Raw genomic sequence first — 20959 nt, 5'->3', positions numbered from 1 at the left:
CTCTAGTCGCTGCGGGTGTTTCGCCCGATTCTACGGGATGCGCGCCGCTACCGTCCCGGCACGTACTTCAGCGCCCGGATGAAGATCGGCAACGTCTTCGCCCAGAGCTTCGGAGGCAGCCGTCGTCCGCCGAGGTTGATCAGGCGCGTCGTGGAGACGGTCTGCGACTCGGTGTACTTCAGGACGCCGTCCGGTCCGTGTCGACGACCGACGCCCGAGACACCCATGCCGCCCATCGGCGCACCGGTGCTTCCCCAGGTCGGCGCGTACCCCTCGTCCACGTTCACGGTGCCGGCGTGCAGTCGCGCGGCGATGGCCTCGCCCTGCGCCTTCGTCTTCGCCCACACGCTGGCGTTCAGTCCGTACTCGGTGGCGTTGGCCCGCTCGACAGCCTCGTCGACACTGGCGACGGGGTAGATGGAGACGAGGGGACCGAACGTCTCGGCTCCCCAGCACTCCATGTCGTCGGTCACGCCGGTGAGCACGGTGGGCTCGTAGAACAGCGGGCCGATGTCGGGGCGTGCCTTGCCGCCGGCGACCACGGTCGCACCCTTCACCTTCGCATCGTCCACGTGGTTCGAGATGGCCTTGACCTGGTCCTCCGAGATGAGGCTGCCCATCTCGACCCCGAACTCGTACGTGGCGGCCAGCGTCATGCGGCGCACCCGCTCACCGAACGCGGCGGTGAACTTGTCGGCGATCGACTTCTCGACGTAGATGCGCTCGATGGAGATGCAGAGCTGACCGGAGTTGGAGAAGCAGGCACGGACGGCCGCGTCGACCACCTCGGGGATCTTGGCGCCGGCGGCGACGATCATGGCGTTCTTGCCGCCGAGCTCGGCGGAGAACCCGATGAGTCGCCGACCGGTCTGCTCGGCGAGAAGCTGGCCGGTGGCGGTGGAACCCGTGAACATCAGGTAGTCGGAGGTGTCGACGATGGCGGTGCCCACCACCGATCCGGGGCCGGGAACCACGGCGAAGAGGTCACGGGGCAGACCGGCCTGGTAGAGCAGTTCGACACATGCGAGCGCGCAGTACGGCGTCTGGCTGTCCGGCTTCAGCACGATGCCGTTGCCGGCCATCAGAGCCGGGATGGCATCGGACACCGCGAGGGTCATCGGGTAGTTCCACGGCGAGATGATGCCGACGATGCCTTTGGGCTGGTAGTTGACCTGCGTCTTGGTCAGCACGGGAAGCATGCCCTTGACGCGCTTGCTCTTCAGCAGTTCGCCGGAGACCCGCGCGTAGTGCCGCGCCGTCATCGCGATGTCGAGCACCTCCTCCTGGGCGGCGGACCGGGACTTCCCGGTCTCTGCCTGCGCCAGGTCGATGAGCGACGCCCGGTGCTTCAACACGAGGTCGCGATACTTGTGGAGGATCTTCGCTCGATCTGCGATGGACGTCGTCGCCCACCGCTTCTGGGCTGCGCGGACCTTGTCGTTCGCCGCCAGCACGTCGTTGCGGGTGCCGACGGGGATGGTCGCCATCTCGCGGCCGGTGAACACCTCGATGACGGGCTTGGTCTCCCGGCCCGGTGCGACCGAGGCGAGGGCGACGAGTCGTGTGAACGTGTCTGCGGTCGGCGCTGACATGCGTATCTCCCAGTGGCGGATGAGTGTGACGACGGTTGACGGATACACCGTCGGTATCGACACGGTACGCCAGGAGTGCGTTCGGACACAGCCCCCGACCGGACGCCTCGGCGGATCGGGCCAAGATTGTGCTTGACCCTCACGCAACGGGAGGCAGGACAGTGACCGGTGTGAACGATGCACTGACCGTGGGACAGGTCGCCGCGCTGGCAGACGTCAGCGTGCGCACCCTGCACCACTACGACGCGGTGGGCCTGGTGGTGCCCGGCGGCAGGTCTCCTGCGGGATACCGCACCTACTCCTCGCAGGACGTGGAGCGCCTGTACTCCGTGCTGACCTATCGCGAACTCGGGTTCCCGCTGACCGAGATCAAGGAGATACTCGACGATCCCGCCGCGGACGCGCTCGAGCATCTCCGACGGCAGCGCACCCTGCTCGACCGGCGCATCGCTCACCTGACAGCCATGGCGAACGCCGTGGACACCGTGATCGAGAGGAAGACGATGGGTACGAACCTGACCCCGGCCGAGCAGCGTGAGATCTGGGGCGACGACTGGGCCGGCGAGAAGTACGAGGACGAGGCCCGCGAGCGCTGGGGAACCACCGATGCGTGGGCCCAGAGCACGGAGCGCACCGCCGCGATGTCGGCCGACGACTGGCGTGCGATCAAGGCCGACACCGAACAACTCGAGGCTGATCTCGCTGCAGCGATGCTCCGCGGCGTGGAGCCCGGTTCGGACGAGGCCGACGTCCTCGCGGAACGCCACCGAGCGTCGATCGACCGTTTCTACGACTGCGATCACGCGATGCATGTCTGCGTGGCCGGGATGTACACCGCCGACGAGCGGTTCCGCGCGCACTACGACGGGCGGGCCGCCGGGCTGGCGGAGTGGATCGTCGCCGTCGTCGGAGCGAACGCCCGCGAGAACGGGGCCTGACACACGGACGGAGCACGAGGCCGAGAGGCCACGTGCTCCGTCGTCAGTTCTGTCGGGGGCTCTAGACGAGGCCCGCGATCCTGCCCACGACACCGAGGACGATCAGCACCACGACGACGCCGACCGCGACCAGGAACACGATCGCGGGTGTCCGAGTGCGCTGGGGCGGTTCATGATTGGGACCCGCGGCCGACGTGGAGTCCGGCGGCGTGTCACCCGGCACGATGCTGCCACCGGGTTCGAGTCCTGCAGTCTCTGCGGGATCGGGGTTCTGGCCGGACATGGGGTGGTCCTCTCGGGTGGCGTCGCGCGCAGTCTCGTCACCGGTGTGACCGTCGTTGCCGTCGTGACTTGTACTCATGACGTGCGGGTTCCCCCGACCTGCACCGTCCAATCGACCTCGAGGGACCGAACCGCCGACGCACCAACCGCCGCCCCGGCGGGTGTCCCCGACAGCGTGACCCGACGTGCCGCAGGACTGCCGCTAGCCTGTGACGCCATGAGCACCTTCATCGCGACCGCCGATCTCGCCGACACCATCGGGCCGGACATCCGGAGCTGCGACACGCAGTTCCGTCAGCTCGGGGCCGTGCGGGAGTTCTGCGGACCCATCACCACCATTCGCTGCTTTCAGGACAACTTGCTGGTCAAGCAGACATTGTCGGAGCCCGGCAACGGCGGAGTCCTGGTGGTCGACGGCGACGCGAGTGTCCACACCGCCCTCGTCGGCGACATCATCGCCGGGCGCGGTGTGGACAACGGGTGGGCGGGCGTCATCGTCAACGGTGCCGTGCGCGACTCGGCCATCCTGACGACTCTCGCCATCGGGGTGAAGGCGCTGGGAACCAACCCGCGCAAGAGCACGCAGACAGGGTCGGGTGAGAAGAACGTCACAGTCGAGTTCGGCGGAGTCACCTTCATCCCCGGCGAGTTCGTCTACAGCGACGACGACGGTGTCGTCGTCGCGGCGCAACCCCTCCCGCCTCAGGGCTGACCGGCAGCTCAGGCCTGAGCGACGCGGGCGGACACCCCGCCGACGGTGACGGTGTCGCCCGCACGGAGCTGACGTCCTCGGCGCAGTTCGGTCTCACCGTTGACTTCGACGAGACCGTCCGCGATGACAGCCTTCGCCTCGGACCCCGACTCGATGAGGTCGGCCAGCTTGAGGAACTGCCCCAGCCTGATCACCTCGTCGCGGATCTCGACCGTTCGATCGCTGCTGTGATCCCGGCCGTCCTCCGGCCTTCCCGCGTGATCCCGGCCGGCCTCCGGCCTTCCCGCGTGATCCCGGCCGGCCTCCGGCCTTCCCGCGTGATCCCGGCCGGCCTCCGGCCTTCCCGCAGTCACAGGAACGTCACCCCCTGGGCGAGCGGCAGCTCCGAGCTGTAGTTGACCGTGTTGGTGGTGCGTCGCATGTAGGACTTCCAGGCGTCACTGCCCGATTCGCGCCCGCCACCGGTCTCCTTCTCGCCGCCGAACGCGCCGCCGATCTCCGCGCCCGACGGGCCGATGTTCACGTTCGCGATGCCGCAGTCCGACCCTGCCGCCGACAGGAAGCGTTCCGCCTCGCGCAGGTCGGTCGTGAAGATCGACGACGACAGCCCCTGCGGTACGTCGTTGTGGAGGGCGATGGCCTCGTCCAGATCGCTGTAGGTCATGACGTACAGAATGGGCGCGAACGTCTCACGGCGCACCACGTCGGTCTGCGCGGGCATCCGCACGATGGCCGGCTGGACGTAGACACCGTCCTCGGCGCCCGCCACTCGCACCCGCTCACCACCCGCGACGACGGTGCCGCCGTCCTTCCGCGCGAGCTCCAACGCGTCGGCGTACCCGTCGTGCGCGGCCTCGTCGATCAGCGGTCCGACCAGCGTCGACGAGTCGAGCGGCGACCCGACGGGCAACGACGAGTACGCGGTACCCAGTCGGTCGACGAGGGTGTCGGCGACGGACTCGTGCACGATGACGCGGCGCAGGGACGTGCACCGTTGACCGGCCGTGCCGGCCGCGGAGAACACCAGGCCGCGGACGGTGAGGTCGAGATCGGCGCTCGGACAGACGATCGCGGCGTTGTTGCCGCCGAGTTCGAGGAGCACGCGGCCGAACCGTGCCGCGACGCGGGGGCCCACCTCGCGGCCCATGCGGGTCGATCCGGTGGCGGAGACCAGGGCGATGCGCGGATCGTCGACGAGGGTCTCACCGACGGCACGGTCACCGACGACGAGTTGCGCCACCGCCGGCGACACCCCGGCACGGCGTGCGGCTTCCTCGAACAGCGCCTGCACGGCCACCGCGGTGACGGGCGTCTTCTCCGACGGCTTCCACACCACCGTGTCGCCGGCGACGAGGGCGAGCACGGTGTTCCACGACCACACCGCGACCGGGAAGTTGAAGGCCGTGATCACGGCGACGACTCCGAGTGGGTGCCACTGCTCCATCATCCGGTGGCCGGGCCGCTCGGTGGCGATGGTGTTGCCGTAGAGCTGGCGGGACAGTCCGACGCCGAAGTCGCAGATGTCGATCATCTCCTGGACCTCGCCGAGGCCCTCGCTGACGATCTTGCCGGCCTCGATGGACACCAGCTCACCGAGTGCGTCCTTGTGTTCGCGGAGCAGTTCACCCAGCTCACGCACCAGACCGCCGCGTACCGGCGCGGGAACGAGAGACCACGACCGGTAGGCGTCCGCGGCTGCGGCGATCACCGAGTCCACGTCGCTCGTGAGCGGCACGTGGCCCAGCACCGCACCGGTGATCGGGCTGGTCGCGGCCAGGCCGGAGTCGTGGTCGAGCGGCGCGGCCCCGACTGCGGCGAGCAGCTCGGACGTACGGGCGGACAGGTCGACGGTCGATGTCATGGATTCATTGTCTCCGATGGTCGTGACCGGATTTATTCCGGCTTAGATGTTGTTTGACAGTATTTTATCGCGTACTTTCGCCTTCATGACGCAGGTACTGCCATCGCGGCCCACCACCCCCGTTCCCGCCGGTGCGCCGGAGTCGGTCCACGACGTGCTGTCGCGTCACATTCTGGCCGACGGCTTCGACATGGTTCTCGACCTCGAGCGGTCGCACGGCTCCACACTCGTCGATGCGCGGACCGGTGCGTCCTATCTCGACATGTTCACGTTCTTCGCCTCGAACGCGCTCGGGATGAACCATCCGTCTCTCGCCCGCGACGACGAGTTCCGGGCGGATCTGCTGACGGCCGCGCTGCACAAGCCGAGCAACTCCGACCTCTACTCCGAGCCGATGGCCCGCTTCGTCGCGACCTTCGCGCGCGTGCTCGGCATCCCCGAACTACCCCACCTCTTCTTCGTCGAGGGCGGTGCGCTCGCCGTCGAGAACGCCCTGAAGGTGGCCTTCGACTGGAAGAGCAGGTTGAACGAGTCCCGCGGTCTCGACCCGGCACTGGGCGGACGGATCCTGCACCTCGAGCACGCCTTCCACGGCCGGTCGGGCTACACCATGTCGCTCACCAACACGGATCCGATCAAGGTCGCGCGTTTCCCGAAGTTCGACTGGCCCCGCATCCCGTCGCCGTACCTGCGCGAGGGCGCGGACATGGACGCTCTCGAGGCGCGCTCACTGGCCGCTGCGCGGGCCGCGTTCGAGTCCTTCCCCGACGACATCGCCGCCGCCATCGTCGAGCCGATCCAGGGCGAGGGCGGCGACCATCACTTCCGACCGTCGTTCCTCCTCGAGCTGCAGGCTCTGTGCCACGAGTTCGACGCGTTGTTCGTCGTCGACGAGGTCCAGTCCGGGGCGGGCATCACCGGCACCGCGTGGGCGCACCAGCAGCTGGGCGTCGAACCCGATGTCCTCGCCTTCGGCAAGAAGACCCAGGTGTGCGGCATCATGGCGGGCCGCCGCGTGGACATGGTGCGCGACAACGTCTTCGAGGTCGGATCACGGATCAACTCGACGTGGGGCGGCGGCCTGGCCGACATGGTGCGAGCACGGCGGATCCTCGAGGTGATCGAACGCGACGGCCTCATCGCCCGCGCCGCGGAGAGGGGCGCGATCCTCGGCGCCGCTCTCGACGCACTCGCGGTGCGTCACCCGTCGATCTCCGACGTGCGGGGACGCGGCCTGTTCCGGGCGTTCTCACTGCCGGACACCGCGACTCGCGATCGACTGATCACGCGGCTCCTCGTCGACGAGCGCGTGATCATGCTGGGGTGCGGCTCGCGCAGCGTCCGGTTCCGTCCCGCGCTGACCGTGACCGAGGAGGCGCTGGCCGACGCCGTCGCGGCGATCGACCGGGTTCTCAGCTCGTGACCGGATTGTCTGTGTACGCCGAGTGACAGGCACTGCGCCGGGCTCCGCTACCATCCGCCCATGACACTGCGCTACGACGTCGACGGTCACGGTCCCACCCTCGTACTGGTGCACGGAGTCGTTCACCGCCGCCAGGCGTGGGACGCGGTGCTGGACCTGCTCACGCCCTATCGGCGGGTCGTGACCGTGGACCTGCCCGGGCACGGGGAGTCGGAGCCGCTGCACGAGTCCGGTGAGAACGTGCTGCTCACGCTCCAGAACGAGGTCACCGAGTTCGTCCGCGAGATCGAGGAGCCGGACCACCAGGTGCACATCGCCGGCAACTCGCTCGGCGGCTACGTCGCGCTGTGTCTCGCCGCGCAGGGCGAGGTGGCGTCGGCCACCGCGCTGTCCCCCGCCGGCTTCTTCCTCAACCACACCGACCAGGCTCGGACCATGGTGACGTTCCGCGCGATGCGGACCGTCGCGCGCACGTTCGGCAAGGCCACACCGACTGCGCTCAAGATGCGGGCGGTGCGGTACCCCACGCTGCTGCCGTTCTTCGCGCATCCGAGCAGGGTGTCGTACGAGGCCGCCGTCGTCGACGCCTCGTCACTCACCACCAACGCGATGATCGACGCGGGCATCGACGCGCCGTTCGAGTTCCCGCCACTCACCGAACCGCTGGTGCCGGTGACGGTGGCGTGGGGCACGCGAGACCTGATCCTGCCGCACTACCAGGTGCGGGGCGTCCGTCGCCGCTTCCCGCACGCCCGCGTCATCTCGGTCCCCGGGGTCGGCCACGTGCCGATGACGGACAATCCCGAGCTGATCGCGTCGATCCTCCTCGCGGGAAGTCAGGACCGGTCCCCGACAGCAGATCCGTCCTGAGGTTCTAGGCGGTCTCCATCTCGGCGACGATCCGCGCGACGATGTCCGCGGCCGGCGCGGCGGTCACCGAACGCCACCCGGTACCGGCCCACAGGTTGGGCACGTCCGCTCGGCCGGCAGCCGTCGCCGCGGTGCGGATCGGGCCCGTGATCGCGTTGACATCGGGATAGCCGGCCGGTGCGGAGGCCGTGAACTGCGCGGCGAACTCGTTCTCGAGTCCCCGAGCCGGTCGTCCCGAGAACGCACGCGTCACCACGGTGCGCCGGTAGCGGCGGTCCAGCAGTGCGGCGCGGTGCACCGCCGAGGTACCGGCCTCGTCGGAGCACAGGAACGCGGTGCCCATCTGCGCAGCGACGGCGCCGAGTCCGAGAGCGGCCACCACGCCGGACCCGTCCATGATCCCGCCGGCCGCGATCAGGGGCACGTCGACCGACAGTCCGACGGCGAGCAGCAGGGACGGCAGCGACATCGCGTCACCGCCTCGAGGAGACGACGCGTCGTCGGTGAAAACGCCCCGGTGTCCGCCGGCCTCGCTGCCCTGGACGACGAGCATGTCGGCCCCGTCCTCGACGGCCTCGCGGGCCTCGTCGACGGAGGTGACCGTCCCGATCATCAGGGCGCCGATCTCGTGCACGCGGGCGGTGAGTTCGGCGCCGGGTCGACCGAACGTGACCGATACGGCCGCCGGGCGGTGGGCGAGCACCACGTCGATCACCGCGTCGATGTCGTCGGGGCCGGGTGTCGCCGGGCCGGGTTCGACCCCGAACTCGGCGGCGATCGGGGCCAGCGCGGCGCGGTACGACTCCATCTCGTCGGCGACCGCGATGTGCGCTGACGGGAGGAAGAGATTGACGCCGTACGGCGCCGACGTGAGGGACTCGATCTCGGAGAGCCGGCCGTCGAGCGCCTCCGGGCTCAGCAGCGCTCCGGCCAGGAACCCCAGGCCACCGGCATCGCTCACGGCGGCGGTCAGGGCGGGGGTGGACGGGCCTCCGGCCATCGGCGCGCACACGACGGGAAGCCTGGCAGGGAACACAGCGGTCATGCGGCCGATCGTACGTCGAGGGATGATCTCGGCTACCTACCACGAATACCCGATGTTTCACCGGTTTCGGGCCGACCAAACCGACTACACGTACACTTCACTGGTCACCAGCAGGGACACACGCCGCGTCGGGGGTCGCATCGAGTTCGAAGGGATTCTCCACGCATGTCGCACCCGACCCGTCCGCCGGTCACGCAGCGCGTCCGCGCGTCCCGCGATCGCGCTCGCCCGGGTCGACACAGCGGATCCCGGCGCATCCGCAACGCGCAACGCAGACCCCTCACCCACCGGCCTCGGGACAACGCACTCGACGTCGTGCGTCGGTGGCTGACCACGCCGCACGATTTCGACTGGATCTTCGTCCATCACTCCACCCGGTCCATACACGGCATCATCCGGCTGGTCTTCGCCGGCGCGGTGCTGCTCAACGCGACCGTGTCCATGTTGATGCTCGCCTCGCCCAACGGCCCCTCCGGCACGCCGGCGATCGTCTACGTCTTCCTCGTGCTGGCACTGCAGATCGCCGCGATGATCTGGGTGCTCACGGGACCGACGCCGGACACGAAGGCGCAGTTCCTCGGGTTCCTGATCTTCGGCGACGTCGGCATCACGTCCGTGATCCTGCTGGACACCCCGACGTCGGCACTGATCGGCACCTTCCTGTTCGCGATCAACGGCGCTCTCTGCACGTTCTTCCTCAGCCCACGAGTGCTGCTCGCCCATCTCGCGTTCACCAATGCCGTCATCGTCCTCATCGGCACCCTGGCGTACGTCCAGAACCTGTGGGGGCCGTGGGACGCGATCGCCGCGGTGCTGGTGGCCAGCGGCGCGAGCAGTGGGGTGCCGGTCTTCGCGTCCATCGCGTGGTCACTCGTCTCGACGGACGCGAAAGCCTCGGACCTCGATTCGCTGACCGGCGTCAGGAACCGCCGCGGTCTGCAGAACTCGGTCGAGGATCTGTGGGAGACGGCACTCGCGACCACATCGCCCGTGGTGGTCGTGATGATCGACATCGATCGTTTCAAGAGCGTCAACGACCGCTTCGGACACGATCAGGGCGACACCGTGATCGTCCTGGTCGCGACCCGGCTCGCCGAGCTCTTCGACGGCCACGGGGTGCTCGCGCGAACCGGCGGCGAGGAGTTCGTGGCGGTCCTCACCGATGTGGACGGTGACGTCGAGTCGGTGGTCGCCCGTGTCACCGAGACGGTCCACGATCGACAGGACACCATTCCCGTGACCGCCAGCGTCGGCGTCGCCGTGTTGACTCCCGACTCGTCGCTGTGGAGTTCCGGACCCGGGGCGATCGACCGCGCGACGCGGGGTGCGGACTCGATGATGTACCGAGCCAAGGCCGCCGGCGGGCATCGGCTGCTCTCGACCTTCCTGTGACACCCGCCCTGCACCGGACCCAGACGAGGAAACCCACCCCGTGATCGACATCTTCCACGCACTCGTGGTCATGAACTCGCTGTTCGCCGCGTCGGCGTGGTGCCTGGCGCGGCCGAACGCCTGGTCGATCTCCGCGGTGGTGCTCGCGTCGATCGGCTGGCTGCTCTTCAACGCGCCGCTCGAGGGCCGTGTGCTGGTGGTGTTCTCACTCCAGCACGGATTCACCGAGTCGGACGTGCTGTCCATCGTGGGCATGATCATCGGGGCGGGCGGCGTCGTGCGCGCGAGGCGACGAGCCGACCGCCCCGAGATCAGGCGTCGAGACTGATCAGACGCTGATGCCGAAGTCGCGGGCGATGCCGGCGAGTCCGGAGGCGTAGCCCTGGCCGACGGCGCGGAACTTCCACTCCGCACCGTTGCGGTACAGCTCGCCGAAGACCATGGCGGTCTCCGTCGAGGCGTCCTCGGTGAGGTCGTAACGGGCGAGCTCGGTGCCGTTCGACTTGTCGATCACGCGGATGTAGGCGCCGCGGACCTGGCCGAACGACTGCGAGCGCGCGTCGGCCTCGTAGATCGAGACGGGGAACGTGACGATGTCGACGGTGGACGGGACCGCTGCGAGATCGACGTCGATGACCTCGTCGTCGCCGTCGCCCTCACCGGTCTTGTTGTCACCCGTGTGCTGGATCGAGCCGTCCGGAGTCTTCAGATTGTTGAAGAAGACGAAGTACTCGTTGCCGGGCGCCTTCTTGTCCGGGCCGAGCGCGATGGCGCTGGCGTCGAGATCGAAATCCGTTCCGGTCGTCGTGCGCAGATCCCATCCGAGTCCGACGGACACCGCGGTCAGATTCGGTGCGGCCTTCGTGAGAGACACGTTGCCACCCTTGGTCAGGCTGACGCCCATGTGAGAGATCCCTTCTCGTTTCGCCCGATTCATCCGTATTCGGATCGGTGCTGCCCGGCCAACGAACCCGACGTCGTTCCGGTTCCCGGCCCTTCGTGACGACCCGCCGCGCAGCACAGGGCGCGCGGCGGCATCGAACGCTGCATAGTTGTCTGTCACAGCCTGTGTCCTGCGGAGCACGGGCTCGTCCCGTCATCCACGGTCCCGGCAGGAGGCGCTCGATCATGGCCACACAGGCGACCCCGGCGGCATCCGCCGCGGGCACTGCATCACCGTCCCCGTCAGGCCTGTCCGACGCGTCCCGCGTCGCCCGCGCCGATCGCCGGTCGCGCCACAAGGGGCGCCTGCGGCAGGTGCCGCACCACGTCGGCCTCGTGCTCGGTGTCTACGCGACGCTGGTCCTCCTGTGGAGCCTGTCACCCGCGCTCCGAGCCCTCGTCCACGTACCCCGCGAGTGGCTCGACTCGTACGTCATCGACGCTCCCGACACGAGCCTGTCCTACGGCTTCGTGGTCGCTCTGGTCGCCGCGGCGCTGTCGACGCGCAAACGCGTCGCGTGGTGGATCGCTCTTCTCTACACGGCCGGATCCGCGGTGGTGAACGTATCGACCCTGGTGGACGATCCCGGCAGCGTCGGGTCCTGGATCGGCCTCGTCCTGCAGGTCGCGGTGCTCGCACTGCTGCTCGCCTCCCGCACCGAGTTCGACACCAAGGTCCGACGCGGCGCCGGATGGAAGGCACTCGGTGTTCTCGTCACCGGTCTGATCGTCGGCATCCTCGCCGGCTGGGCGCTGCTCGAGGCCTTCCCGGGTTCGCTGCCGCGGAACGAGACCTTCCTGTGGTCACTCAACCGAGTGGCCGGCCTGGCACTGGTGGACAACGAGCAGTTCAGCGGCCGACCACACGGATTCCTCGACTTTCTTCTGGGACTGCTCGCCTTCGTCGCCCTCGCCGCGGCGGTGGTGACACTGTTCCGCTCGCAGCGTGCGAGCAACGCCCTCACCGGCACGGACGAGTCGGCGCTACGCGGACTCATCGCCCGCTCCGGCCACGACGACTCGTTGGCCTACTTCGCCACCCGCCGCGACAAGGCGGTGGTCTTCGCACCGAACGGCAAGGCCGCCATCACCTATCGCGTCGAGGTCGGAGTGTGCCTCGCCAGCGGCGATCCCATCGGCCTCGAGGAGTCCTGGCCTCACGCGATCGAGGCGTGGCTCGAGATGTCGTCTCGGTACGGGTGGGCCCCGGCGGTGATGGGAGCGAGCGAGACCGGTGCCGCCGCGTTCCGGCGGGCGGGACTCGCCGTGCTCGAACTCGGCGACGAGGCGATCTTGCAGACCCGATCGTTCAGCCTGAACGGACCCGACATGCGCCCGGTGCGTCAGGCGGTCAATCGGGCGCGCGGCAAGGGCGTGACGGTGCGCATCCGACGGCATCGCGACATCCCCGAGGACGAGTGGCCGGGCATCGTCGAGCGTGCCGACCGCTGGCGTGACACCGAGACCGAACGCGGGTTCTCCATGGCACTCGGGCGCATCGGCGACCCTCTCGACGGCGACTGCCTGCTCGTCGAGGCCGTGCTCGATGCGGACGACCGCGTCGTCGGCACCCTCTCCCTCGTGCCCTGGGGCGCGAGCGGAGCATCGCTCGACCTCATGCGCCGTGATCCCGCCTCACCCAACGGCACCGTCGAGCTCATGGTCTCCGAGCTCGCGTCCCGCTCGGACACCGTGGGCATCACCAAGGTGTCCCTGAACTTCGCCGTCTTCCGCTCCGTGTTCGAGGAGGGCGGCCGCATCGGTGCGGGACCTGTTCTGCGCCTGTGGCGTTCGACGCTCGTGTTCTTCTCGCGATGGTGGCAGCTCGAGGCGCTGTACCGATCGAACCTCAAGTACCAGCCCGAGTGGGTACCGCGGTACCTGTGCTTCGAGGACAACCGCGATCTGCCGAAGGTGGGTACCGCATCGGCCATCGCGGAGGGCTTCCTCACGCTGCCGGGCCTCGGTGCACGCACTCACACCGGCACCCGACAGGCTGTTCCCGCCGCGCTGCTGGCCGACGGCACGCTGCACGCCGACGGGAGCGAGCCCGACGACACACCCGTCGACACGCTGCCCGGCCGGCGACGGCCGGAACAGGTCCGGGTGCGGATGTCCAAGCTGGACAGGCTCTCCGCGGACGGCGTCGACGCCTACCCCGTCGCGCATCCGCCCACCCACACCGTGGACTCCGCGGCGAACGCCCCGGAGGGCACCACCGTGCGCGTGTCCGGTCGCCTGCTGCGCATCCGCGACTACGGCGGCGTCGTCTTCGGCCTCGTGCGCGACTGGAGCGGGGACCTGCAGATCCTCCTCGACAGCGAGCGCATCGATCGAGATCGGTTGCGACGCTTCACGTCCGATTTCGACCTGGGCGACCTGATCTCCTGCACGGGAGTGGTCGGTCGCAGTCGCACCGGAGCGCTCGCGCTGCTGGTGAGCGACTGGCGCATGAACGCGAAATCGCTGCACCCGCTGCCCGACAAGTTCCGCGGGCTCACCGATCCCGAGGCGCGGGTGCGTCAGCGCTACGTCGACATGGAGATCAATCCGCAGGCGCGCGCCCTCATGCGTGCCCGCAGCGCGGTGGTGAAGTCGCTGCGCGACACGTTGGGCGACCGCGGATACATGGAGGTGGAAACGCCGATCCTGCAACAGATTCACGGCGGCGCGAACGCGGCACCCTTCCTCACGCACATCAATGCCTACAACCTCGATCTCTACCTCCGTATCGCGCCGGAGCTGTACCTCAAGCGGCTGTGCGTCGGCGGCATGGAGCGGGTCTTCGAGATCGGTCGCGTGTTCCGCAACGAGGGCGCCGACTTCAAGCACAATCCGGAGTTCACGATCCTCGAGGCCTACGAGGCGCACAGCGACTACGAGCGCGCGATGGTGTTGTGCCGGGAGCTGATCCAGCGCGCCGCCGTGGCCGCGCACGGCCGCGAGGTGATCTACCGGCCGGCCGAGGACGGCACCATGACGGAGATCGACATCTCCGGCGAGTGGCCGGTGAAGACCATGCACGGCGCCGTCGCGGAGAAGATCGGTGCCGACGTCCGGCCCGACACACCGCTCGCGGAGCTGCAGCGTCTGTGCGATCTGCACGACGTCCCGTATCAGTCGACCTGGGACGAGGGGGCCGTGGCGCAGGAGATGTACGAGCACCTCGTCGAGGACTTCACCGAGTTCCCGACGTTCTACACCAATTTTCCCACGTCGATGTCCCCGTTGACCCGGCCCCACCGCAGCATCGCGGGCGTCGCCGAGAAGTGGGATCTGGTGGCGTGGGGGGTCGAGTTGGGCACCGCGTACAGCGAGTTGACCGACCCCGTGGACCAACGCGCTCGTCTCACCGCGCAGTCGATGCTCGCCGCGGGCGGCGATCCCGAGGCGATGGAACTGGACGAGGACTTCCTCCAGGCGCTCGAGCACGGCATGCCGCCGACCGGTGGCCTCGGAATGGGTGTCGACCGGGTGGTCATGCTCATCACGGGCGGGTCGATCCGCGAGACCCTCGCGTTCCCGTTGGCCAAGCCGCGGAGCTGAATGTTTCACATGAAACCGAACGGCGAGGTGGTCGTCGACGTACTGGGGACCGCCGTGCACGTGGTGGTCTCCCGTCCCGACGCGGCGGCGGCGCCCGCCCCGGTCGTCGTGCTGTGCGGGGGGCTCGCCTCGACGTGGCACGACTGGATCGACGTGTCCGCGCTGCTGGTGGCGGCCGGCCACACGACGGTGGCCATCGATCGACCAGGCTTCGGCTACAGCGAACCGCTGCCTCCGGACCGGGTGCCGACGGTGCACGAGGAGGCCGATCGCATCCTCGTCGTCCTGGACGCCCTCGCGATGACGGACCCCGTGGTCCTGGTGGGGCACTCGATGGCCGGCTTCTACGTCGAGGGCTTCGCGCGGTCGTACCCCGCGCGCACGGCGGGGCTCGTGCTGCTCGACTCGAGCGTCGAGAAGTCGCCGTCGGCCCTGGTGCCGCCGCGCATCCGCATTCCGGTGACTCGCGTGATCGCCCGCATCGTCTCGGCCGCCGGTCTGCAACGGTTGCTCGCCGATCCGGTGCGCCACGTCCTGACGCAGGCCATTCCCCCGGACGGGTACGCGCCCGACCGGGTCGACGATCTCCGCCGCATCTACCGCGATCCCTCCTATCTGGAGGCCGCCGCGATCGAGTACGCGGTGTACGCCGACATGGCCCTCGAGTTGAACCGCCTGCGCCGCACGACGCCCGTTCCGTCCGTCCCCGTCATCGTGGCCGCCGCGCACACGGGGCGACGGACCCCGTGGGGAGCGCAGTGGTTGCGGCGCCAGCAGCGTCTGGCCCGCTACCTCGGCGGCCGCTTCGCCGTGGTGTCCCCGTCGCACCACCACGCCATGATCGATCAGCCCCGGCGAGTCGCGGCGCTGGTGAGAACTGTCTCCACCGGCTGAACGCCGCACGAGCGCACACTGGAGAGATGAATCCTCTGCGCACGGTCCAGACCCGAGTGGGCGAGACCATCTTCGCGCGGGTCGCGGGCGACGAGGGCCCCGCTCGACGCGACCGGATCCACCTGGCCGAGGGGCCGCGTCGGTACGGCCCCGATTCGGCGATCCAGCGCGTCCACGCCGATGCGTCGATGTTCGTCGGCGGAATGCGCGCCCTGCTCCTGCAGTCGTTGCACCCGCTGGCGATGGCTGCCGTGGACGAGCACTCCGGCTACCGCGGCGACCCGTGGGGCCGTCTGCAACGCACCAGCACGTTCCTCGCCGAGACCACGTTCGGCACCATCGAGGACGCGGAGCGCGCCGTGCGAATCGTGCGCGCCGTGCACAAGCGCATCACGGGAGTCGCGCCGGACGGGCGGCCGTACGCCGCGTCGGATCCGCACCTGCTGCGGTGGGTCCACGTCGCGGAGATCGACAGCTTCCTGCGCGCGCACGATCGTTACGGTGCCCGACCTCTCGATGCCGGCGGCCGCGACGCCTACGTCCGGGAGTCGGCCTGGGTCGCTCGCGGGCTCGGCGCCGAGGACGTGCCCGAGACGGTCGACGAGCTGAACGAGATGCTGGCGATGTACCGGCCCGAACTGCGCGGCACTCCCGCAGCACGTCGCACCGCCCGCTTCATCCTGCTCAACCCACCGATCCCGTTGGCAGTACGCCCCGCCTACGGTCTGCTGTCGTCGGTGGCGGTGTCGATGATGCCGCGGTGGACCCGCTTCCCCCTCCGGTTGCCCTACCTTCCGATCACCGAGGCCACCGCCGTGCGCGCGAGCGGCATCGCCGTCACCACCGCCATCCGGTGGGCACTGGGCGCGGGCCCGACGGCGCAGGACGAGCTGACTCGCACCACGGCGTGACGCAGCGTCCGAACCGTGTGCATCTCAGCGGTCCATCCGACCTGACCGCGACAGACCGGCCAGCGCTGGTGCCGCGGCCCTCATCGACTGCTGGTCGTGGCGTGACAGGACTTCACCGGCGTCACGAACGCGCTCGTGTCTCAGGGTCATGACACTTCTCCTGGTAGCGGGAGAAGTGGCAGCTCGGGGAGCGGCGTGTGAGCGGAGCCGACGGCCTCACTTTCACTTCCAGTGCCGCCGGGCCAGCAGCCGGCGGACAGAGAAGGATTCCGCGACGTTTTCCTCACTCCTCCTCGGGTATGCGCCCGCCACGCAGACCTGAGGAGTGGTGGACGTGAGCATCGTCGAGACAGCGCGCAACGCGGTGAAGGCGGCAGCCGAGACCGCGCTGCAGAACCCCGCAGTGCAGAAGGTGACCGGCCGCGGCGAGACCGAGTCCGCCGGGCCCGTGACCCTGACCATCGCCGTGGACGTTCCCACCGCGCGCGCCTTCTGGACGGACACCCCGCAGTTGTCCCGCGTCCTGGGCGACATCGCCTCGGTGTCGGACGACGGCGGGGACGTGGTCACGTGGACCGTCTCCGACGGGAACGACGTCGCCGTCGCCGTGGAGACCACTCGGTCGGCCGACGACCACGGAGTGCGGTTCACCCGCCGCGACGACAGCGGCGACCTCGCCGTCGTGCGCTTCGCCGAGGCTCCGCTCGACCTCGGGACCGAGGTGACGCTGGAGCTCGATCTCCCCCTCCCCGACGTCGCGACGCGCATCGCGGCCTACAAGATCCTCTACCGCGCTCGGGCACTGCTGCAGACGGGCGAGATCCCGACACTCGTGCCCACTCCGTCCGCCCGACCGAGCGAGAAGTAGGAGACCGACATGCGTGCACTCTGCTGGACCGGCGTGAACACCCTGTCCGTCGAGACCGTGGACGATCCTGTGATCGTCAATCCCCACGACGCCGTTCTGGAGGTGTCGGTGACGACGACGTGCGGGTCCGACCTGCACTTCCTGAGCGGCTACCTCCCCGGCATGCGGGAGGGCGACGTCATCGGCCACGAGTTCATGGGCCGGGTGGTCGAGGTCGGCGCGGAGGTGACGGCCACGAGTGTGGGATCCCGCGTGGTGGTGCCGTCGTTCATCGCGTGCAACAACTGCTGGTACTGCGACCACGAGCAGTACTCACTGTGCGACACCACCAACCCGAACGCGGATCTGCAGCGACCGATCATGGGCTATCCCACCGGCGGCATCTACGGCTACACGCATCCGTTCGGCGGCTACCAGGGGTCGCACGCGCAGTACATTCGCGTGCCGTTCGCCGATCAGAACTGCTTCGCCGTTCCCGACGGCGTCACCGACGAGCAGGCGCTGTTCGCCTCGGACGCGATTCCCACCGGGTACATGGGTGCGGACTTCTGCTCGATCACCGGCGGGGAGACGATCGCCGTGTGGGGAGCGGGAGGCGTCGGCCTGATGGCGGCGCGCAGTGCACAGCTGATGGGGGCCGGCCGCGTGATCGTCGTCGACCGGATCCCGGAGCGACTGGCCATGGCGCGCGACGAGATCGGTGCCGAGACCGTCGACTACACCGCCTCGGACAGCGTCACCGACGAGATCCGCGAAATGACCGGCGGCCGCGGACCCGACGCGGTGATCGAGGCCGTCGGCATGGAGGGCCACGGCACCGGTGTCGGCCAGATCTACGACAAGGCGAAGCAGGCGCTGCGCCTCGAGAGCGACCGCGCGACGGCGCTGCGGGAGGCGATCAGGACGGTCCGCAAGGGCGGCGTCGTCTCGGTGCTCGGCGTCTACGGTGTCACCGACAAGTTTCCCATGGGTCTGGTCATGAACAAGGGCCTCACGCTGCGCTCCGCACAGCAGCACGGACAGCGGTACGTCCCGCGTCTTCTGGACCACCTGCAGTCCGGCGAGCTGGACCCGACATTCCTGATAACGCACGACATGTCGCTCGAGGAATCACCCGCGGGGTACGCGATCTTCAAGGAGAAGGCGGACAACTGCGTCCGGGCGATCTTCCGGCCGTGACCGGTGGCATCATGCGGGAGTGACGCGTGACGTATCTGCCCACCTCGACGTGACCGTCGTCGACCCCAGCAACCTCGAGTTCCAGATCGCGGTCGCCGAACTGCCGGGGACGACGGTCACCGAGTCGCTGTCGTTCCGGCTCGACGGCGAGGAGATCACGCCCACGGTGATCCGCGCGGAGACCGGCGGGCGCATCCACCGATTCGATTGTGGGCGTGGTCAACTCGTCGTCGACTACCGCGCCCGCGTGGAGGGCGAGGCGGATCCCGCCCCGGTGGTCGAGCGGGACCTGTCGGTCTACCTGCGGCCGAGCCGCTATAGCGAGTCGGACAAGTTCCTGGGCTTCGCCGAGACCGAGTTCGGGCGCTACACCTCCGACGCCGACGTGCTCGAGCGCGTCTCAGCCTGGGTCGGCCGCCGTCTGCGCTACGTCCCCGGCAGCAGTGACCCCATCGACGGCGCCACCGACACCCTCCTCGCGGGTAGCGGAGTCTGCCGCGACTACACGCATCTCGTCGTCGCGTTGCTGCGGGCGATGACGGTGCCGGCCCGCCTCGTCGCGGTCTACGCGCCCGGCTGCGACCCGATGGACTTCCACGCGGTCGCGGAGGCCTACGTCGACGGCGTCTGGCGCGTCGTCGACGCGACCCGGCTGGCCCCACGGCAGAGCCTCGTGCGCATCGCCACCGGGCGGGACGCGTCCGACACCGCGTTCCTCGACAACCACGACGGGTACATCGTTCTGGACCGCATGCAGGTCATGGCCACGGTGGACGGGATGCTCCCCTACGACGACGTGCACGAACTCGTGTCCATGCGCTGATCGTGATCACCTTCCGGCGGGTCACCGAGGACGACTTCCCGCTGCTCGCGCGCTGGTTGTCGCACCCGCACGTGGCGCGGTGGTGGAACCACGAGGTCAATGCCGAGGCCGTCGCCCGCGACTTCGGAGCGTCCGCCCGCGGCGAGGAGCCGTCCGAGGATGTGCTGGCTCTCGACGACGGAACCCCCGTCGGCCTGCTCCAGCGCGCCCGGTGGCACGACTACCCGGAGTACGTCGACGAGCTGGCGCCGTTCTGGGCGGTGCCCGCGGAGGCCGTCACCATCGACTACCTCATCGGCGAGGCGCACCTCGTCGGGCACGGCCTCGGCACCCGCGTGCTGATCGAGTTCACGGCCGACACGTGGCGGCGGTACCCGAGCGCGACGTGCGTCGTCGTGCCGGTGGCCACGGGCAACGTGGCGTCGTGGCGGGCGCTCGAAAAGGCCGGGTACCGACGTGTCGCCGAGGCCCACCTCACCCCGGACAATCCGATCGACCCCACCGACCACGTGGTGATGGCGATCGACCGCCCGGCTCGATGACGAGGGCCTAGTCTCCTCGGTCATGGAGCATCCTGTGCGATTCCGCGACGACGATCCGTTGTTGGCCACGGTGCGGGAGCGAGCCCTGCGCCTGCCGGGCGCCACCGAGAAGGTCTCCCACGGCCGCCCCAACTTCCGCACCACGAAGGTCTTCGCGATCTACGGCGCCACGGTGAAGGGGGATCACCCCTCCACCCGCTGGGATCGGTCGCTGCAGGTCCTGCCCGACACCGACGAGCGAGCGGCGCTGCTGGACGACGAGCGATTCTTCGAGCCCGCGTACACCGCGGCGAGCGGCTGGGTGGGACTCGACCTGACGATCGGGACCCCCGACTGGACCGAGGTCGACGAACTGCTCGACATGTCGTTCCGGCGGACGGCGCCGGCACGGCTGGTGGCAGAACTCGGAACGCTCTCGTGACCGTGAGACAGTGGCCGCTGTGCAACTGCTGCTGATCCGCCACGCTCTCCCGCTGCGTTCCGACGCGGATGCCGATCCCGCCCTCGCGCCGCTGGGACTCGAGCAGGCCGCGCGCGTGCCCGACGGGCTGCGCGCCCATCGGCTCGCGCGCATCGTCAGCAGTCCACAACTGCGCGCCCGGCAGACCGCGGAACCGCTCGCCGCGGACACCGGACTACCGGTGGACGTGCTCGACGGTCTGGCCGAGTACGACCGCGACTTCCCGGGTTACCTCCCCATCGAGGAGGCGCGCGAGAAGTTCCCCGCCGAGTTCGAGCGCATCAAGGCCGGGCATCTGCCGAGCGCGGTGGACGCCGACGCCTTCCGCCGACGGGTGTTCGACGACATCGCCTCGGTGGTGCGGGACGCGGAGCCGGAGGACACGGTCGCGGTCTTCGCCCACGGCGGGGTGATCAACGTCCACCTGCAGGATCTGCTCGGCACCGCCATGCCTCTGACCTTCCCGATCGACTACGTCTCGGTCACGCGAATACTGTTCTCGCGCAGCGGCAGACGTACGGTAGCGTCGGTGAACGAGACGCAGCACGTGTGGGATCTGCTCCCCCGGAACCGCGCACGATCCTCACCGACTTCTTAATCGCGCAGGTCACAGGGCATTACGGGCACGATCGGTGCTCGGCACGGTCCGTCGAGCGCGTCGGCACCGGTTAGCCTGAGC

At 69.1% G+C, this 20959-nt stretch carries 21 protein-coding genes; 15 read left to right on the top strand and 6 right to left on the bottom strand.

The genetic code is table 11. The features are described 5' to 3' along the window. Nucleotides 1–47: 47 nt before the first annotated feature. The gene (locus tag HQ308_RS21125; RefSeq protein WP_222647795.1) at nt 48–1592 is read right to left on the bottom strand and encodes a succinic semialdehyde dehydrogenase; all 1545 of its coding nucleotides are present in this window, start codon (nt 1590–1592) and stop codon (nt 48–50) included. A gap of 170 nt (nt 1593–1762) precedes the next feature. Here HQ308_RS21125 and HQ308_RS21120 point away from each other — a divergent pair, with 170 nt between their 5' ends. Further along, a complete protein-coding gene (locus HQ308_RS21120) occupies nt 1763–2530 on the top strand; it encodes a MerR family transcriptional regulator (RefSeq protein WP_027505899.1) in 768 nt (255 codons plus the stop codon). Nucleotides 2531–2591: 61 nt separating this feature from the next. Here HQ308_RS21120 and HQ308_RS21115 read toward each other — a convergent pair whose 3' ends face one another. After that, the gene (locus HQ308_RS21115) at nt 2592–2891 is read right to left on the bottom strand and encodes a DUF6480 family protein (RefSeq protein WP_231476342.1); all 300 of its coding nucleotides are present in this window, start codon (nt 2889–2891) and stop codon (nt 2592–2594) included. Nucleotides 2892–3029: 138 nt separating this feature from the next. On the opposite strand from HQ308_RS21115, the gene rraA reads away from it, so the two are divergent. Then, entirely contained in the window at nt 3030–3524 is a 495-nt protein-coding gene (gene rraA / locus HQ308_RS21110; protein ID WP_056440786.1) for a ribonuclease E activity regulator RraA, read from the top strand. An 8-nt stretch (nt 3525–3532) separates the two neighbouring features. On the opposite strand, the gene HQ308_RS21105 is transcribed toward rraA, so the two are convergent. Together HQ308_RS21105 and HQ308_RS21100 are read right to left on the bottom strand one after the other, a co-directional pair. After that, nucleotides 3533–3730 (bottom strand): RNA-binding S4 domain-containing protein, encoded by a 198-nt coding sequence (locus tag HQ308_RS21105; protein ID WP_027505902.1) that lies wholly within the window; start codon nt 3728–3730, stop codon nt 3533–3535. 143 nt (nt 3731–3873) lie between these two features. Beyond that, a complete protein-coding gene (locus tag HQ308_RS21100) occupies nt 3874–5385 on the bottom strand; it encodes an aldehyde dehydrogenase family protein (RefSeq protein WP_027505903.1) in 1512 nt (503 codons plus the stop codon). An 85-nt stretch (nt 5386–5470) separates the two neighbouring features. On the opposite strand from HQ308_RS21100, the gene lat reads away from it, so the two are divergent. Both lat and HQ308_RS21090 read left to right on the top strand, forming a co-directional pair. Then, nucleotides 5471–6808 (top strand): L-lysine 6-transaminase, encoded by a 1338-nt coding sequence (gene lat, locus HQ308_RS21095; protein ID WP_222647793.1) that lies wholly within the window; start codon nt 5471–5473, stop codon nt 6806–6808. A gap of 60 nt (nt 6809–6868) precedes the next feature. Continuing rightward, nucleotides 6869–7678 carry an alpha/beta fold hydrolase gene (locus HQ308_RS21090; RefSeq protein ID WP_027505905.1) on the top strand — a complete coding sequence of 270 codons (810 nt, stop codon included), beginning with the start codon at nt 6869–6871 and terminating at the stop codon, nt 7676–7678. 4 nt (nt 7679–7682) lie between these two features. Here the strand turns inward: HQ308_RS21090 and HQ308_RS21085 are convergent, their stop codons facing one another. Then, on the bottom strand, nt 7683–8723 hold the full coding sequence (locus HQ308_RS21085) for a nitronate monooxygenase family protein (RefSeq protein WP_222647791.1): 1041 nt from the start codon (nt 8721–8723) through the stop codon (nt 7683–7685). A gap of 165 nt (nt 8724–8888) precedes the next feature. On the opposite strand from HQ308_RS21085, the gene HQ308_RS21080 reads away from it, so the two are divergent. Further along, nucleotides 8889–10115 (top strand): diguanylate cyclase, encoded by a 1227-nt coding sequence (locus tag HQ308_RS21080; RefSeq protein ID WP_222647789.1) that lies wholly within the window; start codon nt 8889–8891, stop codon nt 10113–10115. 40 nt (nt 10116–10155) lie between these two features. Beyond that, entirely contained in the window at nt 10156–10443 is a 288-nt protein-coding gene (locus HQ308_RS21075; RefSeq protein WP_308115851.1) for a hypothetical protein, read from the top strand. Here HQ308_RS21075 and HQ308_RS21070 read toward each other — a convergent pair whose 3' ends face one another. Next, nucleotides 10444–11019: a TerD family protein gene (locus tag HQ308_RS21070; RefSeq protein WP_027505908.1), complete on the bottom strand. Its 576-nt coding sequence runs from the start codon at nt 11017–11019 to the stop codon at nt 10444–10446. It abuts the gene before it with no gap. Between the two features lie 224 nt (nt 11020–11243). Between HQ308_RS21070 and lysX the strand changes: the two genes are divergently transcribed. From lysX to HQ308_RS21025, 9 genes are all read left to right on the top strand, one after another. Further along, on the top strand, nt 11244–14603 hold the full coding sequence (gene lysX, locus HQ308_RS21065) for a bifunctional lysylphosphatidylglycerol synthetase/lysine--tRNA ligase LysX (RefSeq protein WP_222647788.1): 3360 nt from the start codon (nt 11244–11246) through the stop codon (nt 14601–14603). A gap of 9 nt (nt 14604–14612) precedes the next feature. Next, nucleotides 14613–15497, top strand: a complete 885-nt coding sequence (locus tag HQ308_RS21060; RefSeq protein ID WP_261776412.1) for an alpha/beta fold hydrolase — start codon at nt 14613–14615, stop codon at nt 15495–15497. Between the two features lie 26 nt (nt 15498–15523). After that, the gene (locus HQ308_RS21055; protein ID WP_222629337.1) at nt 15524–16408 is read left to right on the top strand and encodes an oxygenase MpaB family protein; all 885 of its coding nucleotides are present in this window, start codon (nt 15524–15526) and stop codon (nt 16406–16408) included. Nucleotides 16409–16742: 334 nt separating this feature from the next. Beyond that, complete coding sequence (locus HQ308_RS21050) at nt 16743–17276, top strand: hypothetical protein (RefSeq protein WP_222647784.1); 534 nt, start codon at nt 16743–16745, stop codon at nt 17274–17276. 9 nt (nt 17277–17285) lie between these two features. Then, nucleotides 17286–18455, top strand: coding sequence for a zinc-dependent alcohol dehydrogenase (locus HQ308_RS21045; protein ID WP_222641384.1), 1170 nt, complete (start codon nt 17286–17288; stop codon nt 18453–18455). A 19-nt stretch (nt 18456–18474) separates the two neighbouring features. Continuing rightward, the gene (locus HQ308_RS21040) at nt 18475–19278 is read left to right on the top strand and encodes a transglutaminase family protein (RefSeq protein ID WP_027505913.1); all 804 of its coding nucleotides are present in this window, start codon (nt 18475–18477) and stop codon (nt 19276–19278) included. A 2-nt stretch (nt 19279–19280) separates the two neighbouring features. Further along, nucleotides 19281–19820, top strand: coding sequence for a GNAT family N-acetyltransferase (locus tag HQ308_RS21035; RefSeq protein ID WP_222647782.1), 540 nt, complete (start codon nt 19281–19283; stop codon nt 19818–19820). Between the two features lie 22 nt (nt 19821–19842). Beyond that, nucleotides 19843–20241: an MmcQ/YjbR family DNA-binding protein gene (locus HQ308_RS21030; RefSeq protein ID WP_222647780.1), complete on the top strand. Its 399-nt coding sequence runs from the start codon at nt 19843–19845 to the stop codon at nt 20239–20241. A gap of 19 nt (nt 20242–20260) precedes the next feature. Then, entirely contained in the window at nt 20261–20878 is a 618-nt protein-coding gene (locus tag HQ308_RS21025) for a histidine phosphatase family protein (RefSeq protein WP_222641406.1), read from the top strand. Nucleotides 20879–20959 lie beyond the last annotated feature (81 nt).

Origin of the sequence: Rhodococcus sp. BP-241, from assembly GCF_019836145.1 — a bacterium.
In the GTDB taxonomy this organism is placed as follows: domain Bacteria; phylum Actinomycetota; class Actinomycetes; order Mycobacteriales; family Mycobacteriaceae; genus Rhodococcoides.
The sequence above is the reverse complement of the archived record's forward strand: the minus strand, read 5'-3'. Positions and strand labels throughout refer to the sequence as shown.